This window comes from Acidovorax sp. Root219 (genome assembly GCF_001428665.1).
Taxonomy (GTDB): domain Bacteria; phylum Pseudomonadota; class Gammaproteobacteria; order Burkholderiales; family Burkholderiaceae_C; genus Acidovorax.
The window spans coordinates 26,006-39,873 of the sequence record NZ_LMIJ01000011.1 but is presented as its reverse complement, the minus strand read 5'-3'; the positions used below and the strand labels follow the sequence as shown (position 1 = coordinate 39,873).

Genomic DNA, 13,868 nt, shown 5'->3' with positions numbered 1-13,868 from the left:
GGGGCGCCGTGGATCAATTGAACAGGTAGCGGGCCTGCAGATTCAGGCGCAGCATGTCGCCCTTCTGGCCGTCGAAGGTGGTGCGGCGGCCGCCGATCAGCTCGCTGCCCAGTTCCACGTTCTTGATCGGCAGGTAGTACATGCCGGCGTGCCATTGGTAGAGCTTGTGGTTGCCTTCGCCGCCGTAGGCGTTCACGTAGTCGTCGCCCAGGCGGTGGCGCGAGCGCACGGCGCCCAGCGACACGGTGCCGCGCATCTTCTCGCTGAAGACGTTGCTCAGGCCGATCACGACGCCGTGCGAGCGGTCCAGGCGCACGGTGCTGCCGTCGAGCACGGGGTAGTTCGCGCCCACCAGGTAGGCGCCATCGCCATCGCCATCCAGGCGCGTGTACTGGGCCATCAGCGTGGTGGTGCCGGTGATCTTGTAGCCGGCGCCGATACCCACACCCAGGCCGCGCTTGCTGAATCCGTCGACACGTTGCTCGTGCGAGAGCAGGCGGGCGTTCACGTTGCCCCAGTCGAAGGCCTTGTCCACGCGGGCCACGAAGTTCAGGCCCTTGGCGCCATCGGTGGGCTCTTCGAGCGCGAACTGGAACTTGGCCAGATCGGGGTTGTTGTAGGTGTAGCGGATCTGCGCGGGGCGGCGGAAGGTGGCGCCGGGCGGGCCGTTGAAGTCCACGGTCTCGGGCAGGTTGTCCGTGTCCATGAAGGTCGACCAGGTCTGGCCGATCAGCCAGCCAGCGTATTCGCCGTAGGCGTGGCGCAGGCGCAGGCGGTTGCGGTTGCACTCGACACCGCAATAGGCGTAGAAGTCGGCCTCGATCTTGGTGTTGAAGGTGCCGATGGAAGTCGGCGTGGAGGTTTCGAAGCCAAAGCGCGAAGTCTGCGCGGTCAGGCTGCTCTTGCCCTGGCGCGATTCGCCCAGGGGCTGCTCCATCAGGTTCGTGAAATTGTCGCCGGGGGCCGTGCCCTTGAAATCCTTGACCATGTTGGCCTCGGCAAAGCCGTAGACGCGGATCGAGGTCTCGCTGCCCGGCAGGCGGAAGCTGCCCGGAATGTCGCCCAGCACCACGGCGTCCTTCTGCTTGAGTTCCACGGCCTCGATGCGGTCGTTCCAGGCCGATGCGGACGCCGCAGGGGCGGCGGGCGCCTGGGCCTGCTGGGCCTTGAGCTGGTTGAGCTCGGCGCGCAGGGCCTTGAGCTCGTTGCGCATTTCTTCGAAGTCCTTGGCGGACTGCGCGAAGGCCGCAGGGGGCAGGCTGCACAGGCCGGCGGCCAGCAGGGCGAGGAACGTGTGGTTCAGTTTCATGGTCACTCCGGTAGGGGCTGGTAATGGCATGGCACGGGCCTGGATCTCAGGCGCTCATGCGGCCGATGAAGGCACGGATGCGGTCGTTGGCGGGGTTGTTGAAGAATTCGGCGGGCGCCGCGTCGTGGGCGATGCGCCCCTGGTCGAAGAACATCACGCGGTCGGCCACTTCGCGGGCAAAGCCCATCTCGTGGGTCACCACGATCATGGTCATGCCGCCACGGGCCAGCTCGCGCATCACGTCGAGCACCTCCTGCACCATCTCGGGATCGAGGGCCGAGGTGGGCTCGTCGAACAGCATCACCTTGGGCTGCATGGCCAGCGCCCGCGCAATGGCCACCCGCTGCTGCTGGCCGCCCGACAACTGCCACGGGTACTTGTGTGCATGGTCCTGCATGCCCACGCGGCGCAGCAGCACCATGGCCTGCTCGTTGGCCTGTGCGCGTGGTGTGTGGCGGATGCGCCGGGGCGCCAGCGTCACGTTGTCCAGCACGCTCATGTGGCCGAACAGGTTGAACTGCTGGAACACCATGCCGACCTCGCTGCGCTGGCGCTGCAGCGTGGCCATGTCGTCGGTCACTTCCACCCGGTCGATGGTGATGCGGCCCGAGTCGTGGGGCTCTAGCCGGTTGATGGCGCGCAGCAGCGTGCTCTTGCCCGAGCCCGAGGCCCCGATGATCACGGTGACCTCGCCGGTGTTGAACACGGTGGACACGTCGCGCAGCACCTGGTGGGTGCCAAAGGACTTGCAGACGCGGTCCACCACGATGAAGGGCGTGGGCCGGCTCATTGGTTGCGGCCTTCCACGTCGAAGCGGTATTCCACGGCGTTCGAGATCTGCGTGACCAGGGTGGTCAGCAGCAGGTAGGTGATGGCCACGGTGGACAGGGTGGCGATGGGCTGGAAAGTGGCCGACTGGATGCGATTGCCCACGTTGGTCAGTTCCACCACGCCGATGGCATAGGCCAGCGACGAATCCTTGAGCAGTGCCACGAAGTTGCTCACCAGCGGCGGCAGCGAGATCTTGAAGGCCTGCGGGAACACCACGTCCAGGAAGACATGCACCCGCCCCAGCCCCAGGGCCTTGGCGGCTTCGGTCTGGCCGCGCGGTACCGCCAGCAGCCCGGCGCGGATGGCCTCGGCGTTGTAGGCGCCCACGTTCAGGCCCAGGGCCAGCACGGCGGCCGCGAAGTCGGGCAGGTTCAGGCCCGGCACCAACACCGGCAGCGCGAAATAGACGAACAGGATCTGCACCAGGAGCGGCGTGCCGCGGATGACCCAGATGTAGAAGCCGGCCACCCAGCGCACGGCCGTCAGGCGCGAGGTGCGGGCCAGGGCTGCGCCGGTGCCCAGCACCAGGCCCACGCTGCCGCTCACCAGGGTGAGCCACAGCGTGGTGCGTGCACCGTCAGAAAACGCCTGGGCGTTGGGGCCGATGGGCTCGGGCAGGAAAGAGAGCAATGTGCCCAGCAGCGCCAGCGCCAGGACCATCAGGACGACGGCCGAGACGAGCGTGGCGTTGCTGCGCTGCTGGCGAGACCAGCGCTCGGGCCAAAGGGCAGTGAGCATGAAAACCCCTGGTGATTACAAGCGGGCTTGCTCAGTTGGTGCAGCGAACGTCTTCGTTGAAGTACTTCTTGGACAATGCGGCATAGCTGCCGTCGGCCATCACTTCGGCCAGCGCCTTGTTCCAGCCGCCGGCCAGCGAGCTGTTGCCCTTGGCCACGGCGGCGGCGATGCGCTCGATGAACAGCATGTCGCCGAGCTTGAAGCCGGCGCCGGGGTTCTTTTCGGCCACTGCCTTGGCCACGAAGCGGTCGGTCACCCAGGCGTCCACGCGGCGCGAGTTCAGCGCGCTGCGGGCATCCACGTCGGTGGGGAAGTTCTTCATTTCCTTGATGGATGAGACCTTCTGCACGTTCTCCAGGTAGCTGGTGCCGGTCTGCACGGCCACCACCTTGCCGGCCAGGTCCTTGGCGCTCTTGATGGCCGGGTCCATGGCGATGATCATGCCGCCCGAGCAGTAGTGGGGCTCGGTGAAGGTCACTGCCTTGGCGCGCTCTTCGGTGATGCCGTGGGAGGCGATCACCAGGTCCCAGCGGTCCTGGCGCAGGCCCGTGAGCAGGGCGTCGAAGCCCAGGGTCTTCCACTGGATCGTGAGGCCCATCTTCTTGGCCACGAGCTCGGCCGTCTCCACTTCGAAGCCGGTGAGCGTGGTGCCGCTGAAGAAGTTGAAGGGGGCGAACTGTCCTTCGGTCGCGATGAGGATCTTGCCGTCCTTCTTCACCTCGTCCAGGGTCCGGGCCTGGGCGGAGAAGGCGGCGCAGAGCGCGAGGGCGGTGGCTACAGCCTTGAACAATTGCATGGGATGGGTCCTGTCCGGGGTATTTCAGGTACAAAAAATCCGGCATGCGGGTAGGCAGGCCGGAGGCTCGGGAAATGCGTCCGCAGCCATCGCGGATGGCGATGTCAGGCGTCACGAAATAGTCACCAATTATAAGGAGCGGTCTTTTTCTGCCGCCACAGGGGGCGCCCTACAAAAGCCGGTTGTAGGCCAATTCACAACAGGTTTTAGAGAAGGCTCCCGAACTTTTCCAAGTGCTGGTAATCGCGCGGGCGCCCTTTGCAGCGCGCGCTCAGCGCAGAAAGGCGTCGTAGCCTGTCTTGAGGATCAGCGCCCCCACCACCACGATGAAGATGCCGCGCACGAAGCCCGTGCCGTGCTTGAGCGCCATGTGCGTGCCGATCAGGCTGCCCACCACATTGGCCACGGCCAGCGTCACCGCAAAATGCCACCAGACATGGCCCTTGGCGGCAAACAGGGCGATGGCCGCCACGTTGGTGGCCGTATTGAGCAGCTTGGCCGACGCCGAGGCATTGAGGAAGTCGTACCCGAGCAGCCGCACGAACAGGAACACGAAGAAGCTGCCCGTGCCCGGCCCGAAGAAACCGTCATAGAAGCCGATGGCCAGACCGATCAGGCTGGCGGCCACTATTTCAGCGCGCCCGGCGAAGCGCGGCGTGTGGTGGCGCCCCATGTCCTTTTTGGCCAGGGTGTAGGCCAGCACGCCCAGCAGCACCAGGGGGAGCAGCCGGCGCAGGAACTCGGGCGAGATGACCGTGACGGCCCAGGCCCCTGCGAACGAGCCGGCAAACCCGGCGGCTGCGGCCGGCAGCAGGGCGCTCCAGCGCAGTTGCACGCGGCGGCTGTACTGCCAGGTGGCCATGGCCGTACCCCAGACGCCCGCCGCCTTGTTGGTGCCCAGCAGCGTGGCAGGAGGTGCCACGGGAAACGCGGCGAACAGCGCTGGCACCATCACCAGGCCACCGCCGCCCACAATCGCGTCCACGAAGCCTGCCAGCAGCGAGGCGAGGGTGATGAAAATCCATTCCATCCCCCTGATTTTCGCACCCACCCAGCTACGGTTTTGGTAGCGAAGGCATTCCCCGAGCGGAAAGAAAAAAGGCGCTGGGATTGCCAGCGCCTGAAAAGGGGGTGCACCTCGTTGGGTGCTTTATTGGGTTGTTGCTTGTAGGGATGTCTCCTCGGCCCCTCGTCCAGCACACCAGGGCGCGCTTTCGAGTGACGGTACTGTAACGGCGGCACCCGCTTGGTGCATTGGGGGTTTCCCGCCCCCTTTTGGGGGGCGAAACGGGCCGAAAGACGCCCTGACTGCCCCAAATGCGATTTTTTGCTTGGCATGCCTTGTGCACTGTGCCTTGTAACAAATTGCGAAAAGGGAGCTTCCACATGCGGGCAGTCATCCATGGGTTCGTCACGGTCGTGGCCTTGTGCCTCGGGCTTTGCACCGCAACGGTCTGGGCGCAAGCGCCCGCCCCCGAGGCCGCCGCATCGGCAGCCGTTGCCGCACCGGCACCCGCTCCCTTGACGCGCCCCGGCCTCGTGGCCAAGGAGGCCATCAATGCCGCGGACACCGCCTGGATGATGACCTCGACGGTGCTGGTGCTGCTCATGACGCTGCCGGGCATCGCCCTGTTCTACGCGGGCATGGTGCGCCGCAAGAACGTACTCAACACCATGGCCAGCGTGGTCGCCATTGCCGCGCTGGTGAGCCTGCTGTGGTTTGCCATCGGCTACTCGTGGGCGTTCACGCCGGGCAGCGCCTGGCTGGGCGGTACCGAGCGCATGGCATTTGCCGGGTTCGACTTCCAGCTGGCCGCGGGCAAGCTGTCGGTGAGCCATGTGGCACCGGCCATCCCCGAATCGGTCTACGCCATGTTCCAGCTGACCTTTGCCATCATCACGGCGGCGCTGCTGGTGGGGGCCGTCGTCGAGCGCATGCGCTTTTCCGCGATGCTGCTGTTCATCAGCCTGTGGACGGTGTTCATCTACGCGCCCGTGGCGCACTGGGTCTGGGAGCCGGGCGGCTGGCTGGCGCAGATGGGGGCGCTCGACTTTGCCGGGGGCTCCGTGGTGCATGTGAATGCCGGCGTGGCCGGCCTGGTGTGCGCCTGGTTCCTGGGGCGGCGCAGCGGCTATGGGCGCGAACCCTTCGAACCCTACAGCCTGGCGCTGACCATGGTGGGCGCGGGCATGCTCTGGGTGGGCTGGTTCGGCTTCAACGCGGGCTCGGCCGTGGCGGCCGATGGCCGGGCGGGGCTGGCCATGGCCGTAACCCATGTGGCCGCTGCCGCGGGCGCGCTGTCCTGGATGCTGGGCGAGGCGGTCATGCGCGGTCGTCCCTCCTTGCTGGGCCTGTGCTCGGGCCTGGTGGCCGGGTTGGTGGCCATCACGCCGGCTGCCGGTTTCGTCACCCTGCGCTCGGCCGTTGTCATCGGGCTGGTGGCGGGCCTGGCCTGCTACTGGGGCGCGACGGGGCTCAAGCGCCTGCTGCGAGCCGACGATTCGCTGGACGTGTTCGGGGTGCATGGCATCGGCGGCATCGTGGGTTCGCTGCTCACGGGCGTGCTGGCCAGCCGCACGGTCGGTGGTGTCGCGGGCAGCCTCTGGACCCAGGCCATCGGCGTGGGGGCCGTGATGCTGTTCAGCCTGGTGGGCACGGCACTGCTGCTGTGGATCACCAACCTCGTGCTCGGCCTGCGCGTGGACGAGCAAAGCGAGCAAGTGGGCCTGGATATTGCACAGCACCGGGAACGCCTGGGTCAGTAGGTCTCCCAATGTTCTGAGGAGTTCACCATCATGCAGGACAGCGACAAACTCGCCATCGCAGCGCACCTGCACGTGCTGCTGCGCCGCAAGACCGGCCGGGTGACCGACACCGAGTGGATGGCAGCCAATGCCGAGTACGCGATGGAAGTCGTGCGCTTTGCGCGCCAGCACGCGGTCGAAGACGGCGTGCCCGAACTTGCCGAATGGGCCGAACGGCTCGACCGCGCCGTGCACGAACCGGCCCCTGCGCCACAACGGCGTCCCTTGCTGGAGACCGCCGGCCAGGCGGTGCGCCAGCGCCTGGCGCCTGCACCGGTGGTCGAAGTGCCCCGCTATGTCGGTGGCATCCGCTGAACTTGAAAGCTCACGCCTTCTGCGCGGCCAGGATCCATTCGGCTGCCTTTTCGGCCAGCATCAGCGTGGGTGAGTTGGTGTTGCCACTGGTGATGGTGGGCATGGCGCCCGCATCCACCACGCGCAGGCCGGCAATGCCACGCACGCGCAGTTGCGAATCAAGCACCGCCATCGGGTCATCTGCGCGGCCCATGCGCGTCGTGCCCACGGGGTGGAAGATGGTGGTGGCTATGTCGCCCGCCAGACGCGCCAGGTCCTCATCGCTTTCAAACTGCACGCCGGGCTTCCACTCCTCGGGCTGGTAGGCGGCCAGGGCGGGCTGGGCGACGATGCGGCGCGTGACGCGCAGGCTGTCGGCCGCCACCTGCCGGTCTTCGGGGGTGCTCAGGTAGTTGGGCGCAATGGCCGGCGCGGCCTTGAAGTCCGCGCTCTTGATCTGTACCGTGCCCCGGCTCGTGGGGTTGAGGTTGCAGACGCTGGCCGTGAAGGCCGGGAAGCTGTGCAGGGGCTCGCCGAAGGCGTCGAGCGACAGGGGCTGCACGTGGTACTCGATGTTGGGCCAGGGCTGGCCAGGGTCGCTGCGCGTGAAGGCGCCGAGTTGCGAGGGTGCCATGCTCATCGGGCCACTGCGCTTCATCGCGTATTCCATGCCGATCTTGGCCTTGCCCCAAAGCGAGCTGGCCATGGTGTTGAGCGTGGGCACGCCATTGACCTTGAACACCGCGCGGATCTGCAGGTGGTCCTGCAGGTTGGCGCCCACGCCCGGCAGGTCGTGCACCACGTCGATGCCGTGCTGCCGGAGCAGGGCGGCTGGGCCGATGCCCGACAGCTGCAGCAATTGGGGCGAGTTGATGGCCCCCGCGCTCAGGATCACCTCGCCGGTGGCGTGGGCTGTCACCATCTCGTGCCCGTCCCACACCTTCACGCCGGTGCAGCGGCGTGTGCCGTCCGGCTGGGTTTCGAGGATCAACTGGGTGGCCTGCGCGTTGGTCCACATCTCGAAGTTCGGCCGGCCGTAGCAGGTCGGCCGCAGAAAGGCCTTGGCCGTGTTCCAGCGCCAGCCGCTCTTCTGGTTGACCTCGAAGTAGCCCACGCCCTCGTTGTCGCCGCCATTGAAATCCTCGGTGGCCGGAATGCCGGCCTGCTGCGCAGCCTTGGAAAAGGCGTCCAGCACATCCCAGCGCAGGCGCTGCTTCTCCACGCGCCACTCGCCGGTGCTGCCGGTGGCCTTGTTGCCGTGCAGGCGCTTGAAGTTTTCATTCACGTCGCCGGGCTGGTCCAGGCGCCAGTGGTCCTCGTGGCGGCGAAAGTGGGGCAGGGCGTTGTCCCAGCGCCAGCTGGCGTCACCGGTCAGCTCGGCCCACTGGTCGTAGTCGCGTGCCTGGCCGCGCATGTAGATCATGCCGTTGATGCTGCTGCAACCGCCCAGTGTCTTGCCGCGCGGATAGCGCAGGGTGCGGCCGTTCAGGCCCGCGTCGGGCTCAGTGTTGTAGAGCCAGTCGGTGCGCGGGTTGCCAATGCAATACAGATAGCCCACGGGAATGTGTATCCAGTGGTAATCATCCTTGCGACCCGCTTCGATGAGCAACACGCGGCGGCGGCCATCGGCGCTCAGGCGGTTGCACAGCAGGGCGCCCGCTGTGCCGCCGCCGATGATGATGTGGTCAAACGTGGTGTCGCTCATGGGAATAACGGTGTTGCAAGAGGTGTCGCGGGTTGATCGGAAGGGTCGGCGCCATTGTGCGGACCGCGCTGGTGGTGTCGAGGGGGTAAACGCGGCTTGCTAGCAAGTTTGTAGCTGGTGTGGCTTGCAGCGGTTGTGACTGCACGCAATTTGATAATAATTGCAAGCATTCGGGCCCGTGTCGTGCTTGCACGCAAGGGCTTGTCCTACCTGCGGGCCATGGGCTCCGCTACCATGCTTCCCCTACCTCCTTGCTGGTGGCTTGCGCCGCCCGTTTCATGACCGACCTTGCTCCGCGCATTGCCCGCACCGACACCTCCGAAGGCCCGGAGCTGCTGCTGCATGGGCGTTGGGGCGCGGCTGAGCTGGGTACGCGCCGGCAATGGAAGGCACTGTCCGCACAGCTGCAGGCGCAGCAGTCCAGTGCCCAGGTCGGGTGGGATCTGCGCGACCTGCAGTGGCTGGACCATGTAGGTGCCCAATTGCTCTGGAACCACTGGGGACGTGCGTGGCCCAAGCGCCTCGCGCTCACGGATATCCAGCGTGACATCCTGGAACGCGTGGCCGAGTTCACCGTGGCCGAGCCGCCGCCGCCCGAGCCCTGGAGCCTAGCCCGTGAAGTGGACCACCTGGGCCTGCTGGTGCTGCATGGTGTGGACCACGCGCGCCACATGCTGCAAATGGTGGGACAGCTGGTGCTCGACCTGCTGCGCCTGGCGCGTGCCCCCCAGCGCGGGCCCTGGCGCGACGTGTCCGGCCACCTGTACCGCATGGGCGCCACGGCGTTGCCCATCACAGCCCTGGTCGGCTTTCTCATCGGGGTGGTGCTGGCCTACCTGATGTCGCTGCAACTGCGCCAGTTCGGCGCCGAATCGTTCATCGTCAACATCCTGGGCATCTCCCTCATCCGCGAGCTGGGCCCCATGCTCGCGGCCATCCTGGTGGCGGGGCGCTCGGGCTCGTCCATCACCGCGCAGATCGGCGTGATGCGTGTGACCGAAGAGCTCGATGCCATGCGCGTCATGGGCATCCCGCACGGCTTTCGGCTGGTGATGCCGCGCACCCTGGCGCTGGCGCTGGCCATGCCGCTGATCAGCGTGTGGACCACGCTGGCGGCGCTGGCCGGGGGCATGCTCGCGGCCGATGTGGCCATGGATATTTCTCCCGCGTATTTTGTGCAGGCCCTGCCGTCTGCCGTGAAGGTGGGCAACCTCGGCCTGGCCATGGCCAAGTCGGTGGTGTTCGGTGCCTGCATCGCGCTCATCGGCTGCCATTGGGGCATGCGCGTCAAGCCCAATACGCAGAGCTTGGGCGAGGGCACGACCGCATCGGTGGTCACTTCCATCACCATGGTCATCATCGTGGATGCGCTGTTTGCCATCGCCTTCAAGAGCATCGGGATCTGACGCCGTGAGTACCGCCGACATCGCCACCCCGCCAAACGCCGCAGGCAGCAACGCGCCCCAGGCGCTGGCCGTGCCCTCGGGCACACCGCCCGTGGTTGAGGTCAAGGGCCTGTGGAGCGTGTTCGGCAAGGGCAGCGAAGCCTTCGCCGTGCACCAGGACCTTGAATTCACCGTGCAGCGAGGCGAGATGCTGTCGCTGGTAGGGGGCTCGGGCACGGGCAAGACGGTGCTGCTGCGCCAGATACTGGGCCTGGCCCGGCCCGCGCGTGGCACGGTCACCGTGCTCGGCCGCCCGGCCTCCGAGATGGGGCGCGAAGGTGCTGCCAGCCGGGTGGGCATGCTGTTCCAGCACGGTGCGCTGTTCTCGGCCTTCAACGTGCTCGACAACGTGGCCTTCGCGCTGCGCGAGCAGGGCACCCTGCCCGACGATCTGGTGCGCGATGCCGCGCTGGTCAAGCTGCAGATGGTGGGCCTCAAGCCCGAGCACGCCAGCCGCATGCCGGCCGATTTGTCCGGTGGCATGGTCAAGCGCGTGGCCCTGGCGCGCGCCCTCATCATGGACCCGCCGCTGCTGCTGCTCGACGAGCCCACCGCCGGGCTCGACCCGAGCAGTGCCGACGAGTTCTGCGCATTGCTGCGCGAGCTGCATGCGGCGCTGGGCCTCACCATGGTCATGGTCACGCACGACCTCGACACCCTGTTTGCCCTGTCCACCCGCGTGGCCGTGCTGGCCGACAAGAAGGTTGTCGTCACTGGCCCGCCGACTGAAGTGGCGCGTTTCAAACACCCCTTCGTCGAGCAATTCTTCATGGGTGAACGTGGCCAGCGCGCCATGGCCCCCCTGGCGGGCTTGCCCGAGCAGCCGCCCGCGGCCCCAATGCAGACTTCCAAGGACGCCTGATGGAAAACAAATCACACGCACTCGCCGCCGGCATCTTCGTCATCGTGGTGGCCGCCATGCTGGCAGGGCTGGCCATCTGGCTCACGCGCGACAACGCCAACTACGAGCAGTACGAGCTGTCCACCAAGGACGGCGTGAGTGGCCTGCAGCCCCAGGCCACGGTGCGCTACAAGGGCGTGGCCGTGGGCAAGGTCACGCGCATCGGCTTCGATCCCCAGGTCAGCGGCAATGTGCTGATCCGCATTGCCGTGAATGAGCAGGCGCCCATCAGCCCCAACACCTTCGCCGTGCTGGGCTACCAGGGCGTCACCGGCCTGGCCCATGTGCAGCTCGACGATGCCGCAGCGCCCTACCCCGAGCTGCCCCCGGGCCCGAGCGGCCTGCCGCGCCTGCCGCTCAAGCCTTCGCCGTTTGGCCGCCTGGCCGAGCAGGCGCCGGCCATCCTGGGCCAGGTGGAGGAGGCCACGCGCCGCATCAACCAGTTGCTGGGCGACACCAACCAGAAGCTGCTCACCGACGCCATCGGCAACATCGGCCAGGCGGCCGGCAGCGTCAACGCGCTCACCAAGCGGCTGGACACCACGGTGCAGACCCGGCTCGACCCGGCGCTGGCGTCGCTGCCGGCCCTGGCCGGCGATGCGCGCCAGACGCTGCAGTCGCTGCAGAAGGCCGGCACCAGTGTGTCGGACATGGCCGCAGGCATCAACGCCACCAACCAGCGCCTCACCGTTGAAGGCGGCCCCATCGACCAGATCACGCAGGGCACCCAGGCGCTCACGCGCGCGGCCGATGCACTGGGCAGCAACACGCTGCCGCGCGTCACCCGTGCAGCCGACGAACTGTCGCGCACCGCGCGCCAGATCGGCCGGGCCGCCAACAGCGTCAGCGACAACCCGCAGTCGTTCATCTATGGCTCGGGCCGCATCCCGCCTGGTCCGGGCGAAGAAGGCTTTGCCGCACCAGGCGCCGCGCGCTGATGCCGCCGTCCGACGAATTCAAGGAGTACATCGCCATGCTGGATATCCAACGCACTGTCTCGGGGCGCCTGGCTCGCCTGGCCCGCCGGGGTGCCGCCCTGGTGTGCGCCGCTGCCGTGCTGGCCGGGTGCTCGGCCCTGCCCGGCCCGCCCACGCGGGCGGTGCAGTACGACTTCGGCCCCGGTGCCATGGCAACGGCCCCGAGTGACCGCCGGGCCCCGCTGGCGCCGCTGGCCCTGGCCGATGTGGAGTCCACCGGCATGCCCGAAAGCAGCACGTCGGTGCTCTACCGGCTGGCCTACGCCGATGCCCAGCAGCCACGCCCCTATGCCGCAGCACGCTGGAGCCAGCCCCCGGCTGTGCTGGTGCAGCAGCGCATCCGCGAGCACCTGGGCCTGCGCCGGGCCATCCTGAGCACCAGCGACGCGGCCGTGCAGGCCCGTGTGGCGAACAAGCGGCCCACCGTGCTGCGCCTGGAGCTCGAAGAGTTCAGCCAGGTGTTCACCAGCGCCGCAGAAAGCGCCGGCCTGGTGCGCCTGCGTGCCACCGTTGCCGAGCCGACGCATCTGGGCGAGAACCTGGTGGGCCAGCGTGTCTTCATCGTGCAACGCCCCGCTGCCACAGCCGATGCGGCCGGCGGCACCCGGGCACTGGCCGACGCCACCAACCAAGCGGCGCGCGAATTGGACGAATGGCTGGAACAGGTGGGGCGCTGAGCCGCAGGAACCGGACACGCACCCGCACCGGCGCACCCCCAAAGCCAGTCTTGTTACGGATGGTTGCAGCACCCCTACTCAGGTAGGGTGTCGAAGCCTGCGGTGCTCTTCCATAATGTGCCGGAACGTGTTGACGGCCTTCGGGATTGCGCAAATCTCTTGTCGGGCTGCAACGAGGCAGGCTGTCCGGTACGGGGCCCGCAGACCGCCAATGCGTTCCCTGGGTGCCTGGCTCCCGGTGGGTCACTGCCATGGCCAGCCCATCGCCCGCCACCGCCTCCAGCCCTTGTGTTCCCCTTCGCCTGCGAGTGCAGCGCCGGATGGCATGCCGCCATCGCGGCCCACAGCGGGCTCCGATCCACGTTCATTGCCGAGGTAATTTCCCGTATGTTCTTCAAGCCATCGCTGCTGCGCTCCGCCTGTGCCGCCACCATCGCCCTCGCCGCCACTGCCACCACCGCCTGGGCCGGTGACAAGCTTTACGTGCAGGACAGTGGCAAGATCATGCTCGTCGATGTGGACGCCAAGTCCCTGACCCTGGTGTCCCGCCCCACGGTCGATGGCTCCATCACCGACATCGCCACCGACGCGGCGGGCACCCTCTACGTGCTGACCTTCAATTCGCTGTACCGCCTGGCCGCCGATGGCAGTGCCGTGCTGCTCGGCAAGCACGGCATCAGCACCGCCAATGCACTGACCTTCGATGGCAGCGGCAAGCTGTACGCTGCGTCCGCCGTCAACAAGAACCTCTACCAGGTCAACCCCGCCACCGCGCAGGCCACGGTGGTCGGTACCCTTCCGGCGCAATCGGCGGGTGACCTGGCCTACCTCAATGGCCGGCTGTTCTTTGCGGGCGAGAACGACTCGCTGGGCATCGTCAACCTGCGCAACAACCAGCAGTCGGCCAACGTCGGCAGCTTCGGCCTGGCCACTTCGGTCTACGGCCTGGCGGAAGGCGACAGCAACACCCTGTACGGCGCCGCATTCACCAAGCTGTTCAAGGTGGACCCCTCCACCGGTTCGATCAGCTACGTGATGGAGTTCACGGGGCTGGGGCAGGCCGGTGGCCTGGCACCATTCAAGGCCGTGGTCACCCGTGCCGACGACCGCTTGTTCAACTATGCGGAAGACACCTTCCCCACGCTGTTCAAGCCCTCGTTCTCGCCCTCGCTGACCTACGGCAACCAGTACTACCGCTTCTACCGCGACACCGGCGCCATCCTGTCCATCAGCAATGGCCAACTGAGCTACACCATCGTCGGCAGTTCGCCCGCCGTGCTGGGCCCGGTGGATACCTTCCTGCCGCTGGCAATCGGCGCTGGGTATTGATTCGGTACATCCCCCTGAGGCGCTTCGCGCCTTCACCCCTTCTCTCGAATTGCTGCGCAAT

At 67.1% G+C, this 13,868-nt stretch carries 13 protein-coding genes; 7 read left to right on the top strand and 6 right to left on the bottom strand.

Annotated elements, in window-relative coordinates:
• Nucleotides 1-13: 13 nt before the first annotated feature.
• From ASE28_RS11005 to ASE28_RS10985, 5 genes are all read right to left on the bottom strand, one after another.
• On the bottom strand, nt 14-1,309 hold the full coding sequence (locus tag ASE28_RS11005; RefSeq protein ID WP_057266616.1) for a DcaP family trimeric outer membrane transporter: 1,296 nt from the start codon (nt 1,307-1,309) through the stop codon (nt 14-16).
• 46 nt (nt 1,310-1,355) lie between these two features.
• Complete coding sequence (locus ASE28_RS11000) at nt 1,356-2,099, bottom strand: amino acid ABC transporter ATP-binding protein (RefSeq protein WP_057266615.1); 744 nt, start codon at nt 2,097-2,099, stop codon at nt 1,356-1,358.
• The gene (locus ASE28_RS10995; RefSeq protein ID WP_057266614.1) at nt 2,096-2,878 is read right to left on the bottom strand and encodes an amino acid ABC transporter permease; all 783 of its coding nucleotides are present in this window, start codon (nt 2,876-2,878) and stop codon (nt 2,096-2,098) included. The genes ASE28_RS11000 and ASE28_RS10995 overlap by 4 nt, the downstream gene beginning before the upstream one ends.
• A gap of 31 nt (nt 2,879-2,909) precedes the next feature.
• On the bottom strand, nt 2,910-3,674 hold the full coding sequence (locus tag ASE28_RS10990; RefSeq protein ID WP_057266613.1) for an ABC transporter substrate-binding protein: 765 nt from the start codon (nt 3,672-3,674) through the stop codon (nt 2,910-2,912).
• Nucleotides 3,675-3,945: 271 nt separating this feature from the next.
• Entirely contained in the window at nt 3,946-4,704 is a 759-nt protein-coding gene (locus tag ASE28_RS10985; protein WP_057266612.1) for a TSUP family transporter, read from the bottom strand.
• A 356-nt stretch (nt 4,705-5,060) separates the two neighbouring features.
• Between ASE28_RS10985 and ASE28_RS10980 the strand changes: the two genes are divergently transcribed.
• Together ASE28_RS10980 and ASE28_RS10975 are read left to right on the top strand one after the other, a co-directional pair.
• Nucleotides 5,061-6,440, top strand: a complete 1,380-nt coding sequence (locus ASE28_RS10980) for an ammonium transporter (RefSeq protein ID WP_057266611.1) — start codon at nt 5,061-5,063, stop codon at nt 6,438-6,440.
• Nucleotides 6,441-6,470: 30 nt separating this feature from the next.
• Nucleotides 6,471-6,794 (top strand): hypothetical protein, encoded by a 324-nt coding sequence (locus ASE28_RS10975; protein WP_057266610.1) that lies wholly within the window; start codon nt 6,471-6,473, stop codon nt 6,792-6,794.
• Between the two features lie 10 nt (nt 6,795-6,804).
• Here ASE28_RS10975 and ASE28_RS10970 read toward each other — a convergent pair whose 3' ends face one another.
• Nucleotides 6,805-8,478, bottom strand: coding sequence for a GMC family oxidoreductase (locus ASE28_RS10970; RefSeq protein ID WP_057266609.1), 1,674 nt, complete (start codon nt 8,476-8,478; stop codon nt 6,805-6,807).
• A 278-nt stretch (nt 8,479-8,756) separates the two neighbouring features.
• Between ASE28_RS10970 and ASE28_RS10965 the strand changes: the two genes are divergently transcribed.
• From ASE28_RS10965 to ASE28_RS10945, 5 genes are all read left to right on the top strand, one after another.
• A complete protein-coding gene (locus tag ASE28_RS10965; RefSeq protein WP_057202608.1) occupies nt 8,757-9,884 on the top strand; it encodes an ABC transporter permease in 1,128 nt (375 codons plus the stop codon).
• Nucleotides 9,885-9,888: 4 nt separating this feature from the next.
• A complete protein-coding gene (locus ASE28_RS10960; protein ID WP_235516095.1) occupies nt 9,889-10,785 on the top strand; it encodes an ABC transporter ATP-binding protein in 897 nt (298 codons plus the stop codon).
• Complete coding sequence (locus ASE28_RS10955; protein ID WP_057266608.1) at nt 10,785-11,762, top strand: MlaD family protein; 978 nt, start codon at nt 10,785-10,787, stop codon at nt 11,760-11,762. The genes ASE28_RS10960 and ASE28_RS10955 overlap by 1 nt, the downstream gene beginning before the upstream one ends.
• 35 nt (nt 11,763-11,797) lie before the next feature.
• Nucleotides 11,798-12,478, top strand: coding sequence for an ABC-type transport auxiliary lipoprotein family protein (locus tag ASE28_RS10950; RefSeq protein ID WP_057267259.1), 681 nt, complete (start codon nt 11,798-11,800; stop codon nt 12,476-12,478).
• 387 nt (nt 12,479-12,865) lie between these two features.
• Nucleotides 12,866-13,807, top strand: coding sequence for a hypothetical protein (locus tag ASE28_RS10945; protein WP_057266607.1), 942 nt, complete (start codon nt 12,866-12,868; stop codon nt 13,805-13,807).
• The last annotated feature ends 61 nt before the right edge of the window (nt 13,808-13,868 follow it).

Excerpts from the sequence above, each read along its gene's own strand:
- ASE28_RS10975 (WP_057266610.1), top strand. The coding sequence starts at position 6,471 with ATGCAGGACAGCGACAAACTCGCCATCGCAGCGCACCTGCACGTGCTG.
- ASE28_RS11000 (WP_057266615.1), bottom strand. The coding sequence starts at position 2,099 with ATGAGCCGGCCCACGCCCTTCATCGTGGTGGACCGCGTCTGCAAGTCC.
- ASE28_RS10945 (WP_057266607.1), top strand. The coding sequence starts at position 12,866 with ATGTTCTTCAAGCCATCGCTGCTGCGCTCCGCCTGTGCCGCCACCATC.
- ASE28_RS10970 (WP_057266609.1), bottom strand. The coding sequence starts at position 8,478 with ATGAGCGACACCACGTTTGACCACATCATCATCGGCGGCGGCACAGCG.
- ASE28_RS11005 (WP_057266616.1), bottom strand. The coding sequence starts at position 1,309 with ATGAAACTGAACCACACGTTCCTCGCCCTGCTGGCCGCCGGCCTGTGC.
- ASE28_RS10990 (WP_057266613.1), bottom strand. The coding sequence starts at position 3,674 with ATGCAATTGTTCAAGGCTGTAGCCACCGCCCTCGCGCTCTGCGCCGCC.
- ASE28_RS10980 (WP_057266611.1), top strand. The coding sequence starts at position 5,061 with ATGCGGGCAGTCATCCATGGGTTCGTCACGGTCGTGGCCTTGTGCCTC.
- ASE28_RS10965 (WP_057202608.1), top strand. The coding sequence starts at position 8,757 with ATGACCGACCTTGCTCCGCGCATTGCCCGCACCGACACCTCCGAAGGC.
- ASE28_RS10950 (WP_057267259.1), top strand. The coding sequence starts at position 11,798 with ATGCTGGATATCCAACGCACTGTCTCGGGGCGCCTGGCTCGCCTGGCC.
- ASE28_RS10995 (WP_057266614.1), bottom strand. The coding sequence starts at position 2,878 with ATGCTCACTGCCCTTTGGCCCGAGCGCTGGTCTCGCCAGCAGCGCAGC.
- ASE28_RS10955 (WP_057266608.1), top strand. The coding sequence starts at position 10,785 with ATGGAAAACAAATCACACGCACTCGCCGCCGGCATCTTCGTCATCGTG.
- ASE28_RS10985 (WP_057266612.1), bottom strand. The coding sequence starts at position 4,704 with ATGGAATGGATTTTCATCACCCTCGCCTCGCTGCTGGCAGGCTTCGTG.